The 4,117-nt window shown below is 45.5% G+C and carries 2 protein-coding genes and 1 pseudogene; 1 reads left to right on the forward strand and 2 read right to left on the reverse strand.

The genetic code is table 11. From position 1 onward, the window contains the following. Positions 1–74: 74 nt before the first annotated feature. Positions 75–553 (reverse strand): annotated as a pseudogene (locus QUA56_RS25255) (transposase); the annotation flags it as partial. 419 nt (positions 554–972) lie between these two features. Continuing rightward, positions 973–2,985, reverse strand: a complete 2,013-nt coding sequence (gene uvrB, locus QUA56_RS25260) for an excinuclease ABC subunit UvrB (protein ID WP_333363340.1) — start codon at positions 2,983–2,985, stop codon at positions 973–975. 179 nt (positions 2,986–3,164) lie between these two features. Here uvrB and QUA56_RS25265 point away from each other — a divergent pair, with 179 nt between their 5' ends. Continuing rightward, positions 3,165–3,647, forward strand: coding sequence for a hypothetical protein (locus QUA56_RS25265; protein WP_333363342.1), 483 nt, complete (start codon positions 3,165–3,167; stop codon positions 3,645–3,647). Positions 3,648–4,117 lie beyond the last annotated feature (470 nt).

A 4,117-nucleotide genomic window follows, 5' to 3' on the forward strand; every position in this document is an offset into this window, starting at 1 on the left:
TGTATATTTGATGATTATTCGATCAAATGGTTACACCGTATAGGTTTTACTGCTTTTCACATGACCTGAATCCTTACTATTAATTTTCCTTGATTCTTAGGCTCACTTAGGTCTGATGACTTTTTTTCTACTTCCTCTCCTTGCACTTGGGTCTGGTTTTTTACCATTTTTTCATTGATTTTATTGCCTCGGGTTGACACCTATTCTTTGCCGAAAATAAACGAACATGGATGAGTCGAATGGTGCTTCATTACTATAACCACTCAGACCTAGGAAGTATTGTAGGTATGGGTTTTCTCTTATTTGTTCTACTGTTTCGGCGTCGCTAGTTACTAATCTTTCTTTGATTATTAATGCCCCCAAGGCCATACGAAACGATTTGGCGGGCGCTCCCGTTGAACAGGTGAAATTTTTGGCATATTCTACTTCAAATTCTGACCACGGAATTATTTTTGCCATGATTACCCAACGATTATTCTCTGATAATTGTCCCTGTCCGTTAAGGTCAAAGTTGGACGGTGCTTTTGGGGCCCTAGTCAAGTTTTCGGTACATGAACGAAAGTGATACTCTGCATGGCTTTTGACTAATTTTAGCTCATAGTCTTACACTTTATCCGCGCCGCTCGCGAGTCAAAGTCTTTTCAGGTAAGGGTTTTAGGCTTATTCAGCAAGCCCTAACTAAGTATATTATCTCATTGACAAACATTACTTTGCCTTAACTTGTGACCAATGGGAGCAGGATGCAGTGAAAGCTGCACGTCCGCGTTCTGAAGGAGAGGTGTCCTGTGGTAACACAGGCATCGACTCTAATTGAAGGAGAGGTAGGGGTAGAGATGCCCCTATCGACTCTAACAGTTACATCTCTGATTGAGGAAGATTGATTATTTTCGGGTAGGGAAACGGCACTGCCGTGTCCTCCGTTGTTTTGGATCGAAGGTAATGCGATCGAACATCATATCCTCCCACTCTTCCTTATTGTCCCAATAGCTTATCCCGCAAATGCTTAATCCGATCGCGCAATTTACCCGCCTCCTCAAACTCCAACTTCTTCGCCGCCGCCTTCATCTGCGCTTCCAACCGCCCGATTAACTGAGGAATCTCATCCAAAGATAACTCGTTTACCTGTTCGTAAACCTCCTCCAACTGCTGAGAATTCAGCTTGCGCGACACGTCTAAAAATGCCAAAATCGCATTACTCGATCGCTTTTTCGCGATCGGCTGCGGCGTAATCCCGTGCATCTTATTGTACGCTAGCTGAATCCCCCGGCGTCGATCGGTTTCGTCGATCGCCTTAACCATACTGTCAGTCAAATTATCCGCGTACAAAATCGCCTGTCCCTGAACGTGCCGCGCCGCCCTTCCAATCGTTTGAATCAACGAACGTCCCGATCGCAAAAACCCCTCTTTATCCGCATCCAAAATTACCACCAGCGAAACTTCCGGCAAATCCAAACCTTCCCGCAGCAAGTTAACACCAATCAATACATCAAACTTACCATCCTGCAAATCTTGGATAATTTCGATGCGTTGAATAGACTGAATTTCCGAGTGCAAATACCGAACTCTAATCGCCCTTTCCTGCAAATATTCGGTTAAATCTTCTGCCATCCGCTTGGTTAAAGTCGTCACCAAAACTCGCTCGTCCCGACTTACTCTCTCCTTAATTTCCCCCAACAAATCGTCAATTTGTCCTTCCGTCGGGCGCACGAAAATAGTCGGATCTACTACTCCGGTAGGGCGAATTACTTGCTCGGCAACTCTGCCTTCCGATATTTCCATTTCCCAATCCCCAGGCGTCGCAGAAACAAAAATGCACTGATTCTCTTTTGCCCAGAATTCCTCGGCTTTTAAAGGGCGGTTATCAGCAGCGCTGGGCAAGCGAAAACCGTGTTCGATCAATACTTTTTTCCGCGCTTGGTCGCCGTTGTACATTCCCCGAATTTGCGGCACTGTCACGTGAGATTCATCTATCACCAACATCCAATCTTTCGGGAAATAATCAATCAAACATTCTGGCGGTTCCCCGGCATTTCTCCCTGCTAAATGCCGCGAATAATTCTCTACTCCGTTGCAGTAACCTACCTCGCGCAGCATTTCCAAATCGTAGCGGGTGCGCTGTTCTATTCGCTGAGCTTCTAATAGTTTACCCTCTTTTTCAAATTCTGCCAGTCGGTCTTCTAATTCGAGTTCTATTCCTTGACAAGCTGCCTCTAATTTATCTTCTGCCGTCACAAAGTGGCGGGCCGGATAAATATTTAAAGCAGTTGTACTTGCCATAATTTTACCGGTTACGGGGTCAACGTAGCGAATGGCATCGATTTCGTCGCCGAAGAATTCAACGCGAATAATTCTATCTTCGTAAGCGGGGCCAATTTCCAAAACATCGCCTTTGACGCGAAATTTGCCTCTGCCTAAATCTATATCGTTGCGGCTGTATTGGACGTTGACTAAATCGCGCAAAACTTTCCGCTGGTTGACTTCCATTCCTACTTGCAAAGGAATAGCAGCTTTCAGGTATTCTGCGGGCATTCCCAAACCGTAGATGCAGCTAATTGAAGCAACTACAATTACGTCGCGGCGTTCAAAGAGCGATCGCGTGGCGGAGTGCCGCAGCATATCGATCTCGTCGTTAATTGCTGCCGTTTTCTCAATGAAAGTATCGGTGACGGCGATGTATGCTTCAGGTTGGTAGTAGTCGTAATAACTGACAAAGTATTCGACTGCATTGTTCGGGAAAAAATTTCGCAGTTCGTTGCACAGTTGAGCTGCTAGGGTTTTGTTGTGTGCTAAGACTAAGGTGGGTCTGCCGATTTTTTCAATAACCGAGGCAATGGAGAAGGTTTTGCCCGTACCTGTAGCGCCGAGTAAGGTTTGAAATCGATCGCCCGCTTCGATGCCTTTGACGAGTTGGGCGATCGCTAGCGGTTGGTCGCCTGTGGGCTGGAAGGGCGCTTGCAATTGAAAAGATGCTGCCGCAGTTACCATAGGAAAATGTAGCTATTACCCATAAATCTTAACAAAAATGCAGGGATTCTGCAATTGGTTCAGAAAATAGTTAGACTTTGTAATATTATTTTAATCATCGGCCGAAATAGAAAGCAGAAAGCCCAGAAAAGCAGTTGTCCGAACCCAGCAATCAACAGCAATCAGCGAGGAAAAGAATTATGGATACCAGCAACACAGGTACAGGCAAAGGCAAAGCGATCGCCCGCCGCGGCAAAGGCAGTTCCAAAAGCGAACCGACACCACCCACGGATGCCAAAGCAACAGGAATTCAACTTTATCGGCCGCAACTCATGCATGACAACCGCCCCGTCGGCCCAGACGATTTTACCATCAGCGAGACCGTCTCGATTTCGGGGAACCGCCCGATCGGCATTAGCACCCTGCACCTCAGCGAAACCTACGGCATTGTAGGCAATCGCCCGGTGGAATCCAGCGACTTGGAAGTGGTGGCGACAATGGGCAACCGCCCGATCGGCTCTAGCGCCATGCAAGTCAGCGAAATGTTCAGTATGTCCGGTGCCCGCCCTATTGGTGTCAGCACTCTGCACATTGATGAAGTTTACTCCACAATGGGAGGAAACCGGCCAATTGCTTCAAACGAAATTGACGATAGCTCGGCATTAATGGGCTTCTTAGATTAATTAGTCAGTTGTTAGTTGTTACTTGTTAGTTGTTAGTTGTTAGTTGTTAGTTGTCAGTTGTTAGTTGTTAGTTGTTAGTTGTTAGTTGTTAGTTGTTATCTGCTACGAATAACTAATAACTAATAACAACAGCCAACAGCCAACAGCCAACAGTCAACAGCCAACAGTCAACAGTCAGTTGTTAGTTGTTAGTTGTTATCTGCTACCAATAACTAATAACTAATAACAACAGCCAACAGCCAACAGCCAACAGCCAACAGCCAACAGCCAACAGCCAACAGCCAACAGTCAACAGTCAGTTGTTAGTTGTTAGTTGTTAGTTGTTATCTGCTACCAATAACTAATAACTAATAACTAATAACAACAGCCAACAGTCAACAGTCAACAGTCAGTTGTTAGTTGTTATCTGCTACCAATAACTAATAACTAATAACTAATAACAACAGCCAACAGTCAACAGTCAACAGTCA

The sequence above is a fragment of the Microcoleus sp. N3A4 genome (assembly GCF_036701805.1).
Taxonomy (GTDB): Bacteria; Cyanobacteriota; Cyanobacteriia; order Cyanobacteriales; family Microcoleaceae; genus Microcoleus.

Bases quoted from the DNA above. Each gene is read 5' to 3' on its own strand.
- uvrB (WP_333363340.1), bottom strand. From the start codon at position 2,985: ATGGTAACTGCGGCAGCATCTTTTCAATTGCAAGCGCCCTTCCAGCCC.
- QUA56_RS25265 (WP_333363342.1), top strand. From the start codon at position 3,165: ATGGATACCAGCAACACAGGTACAGGCAAAGGCAAAGCGATCGCCCGC.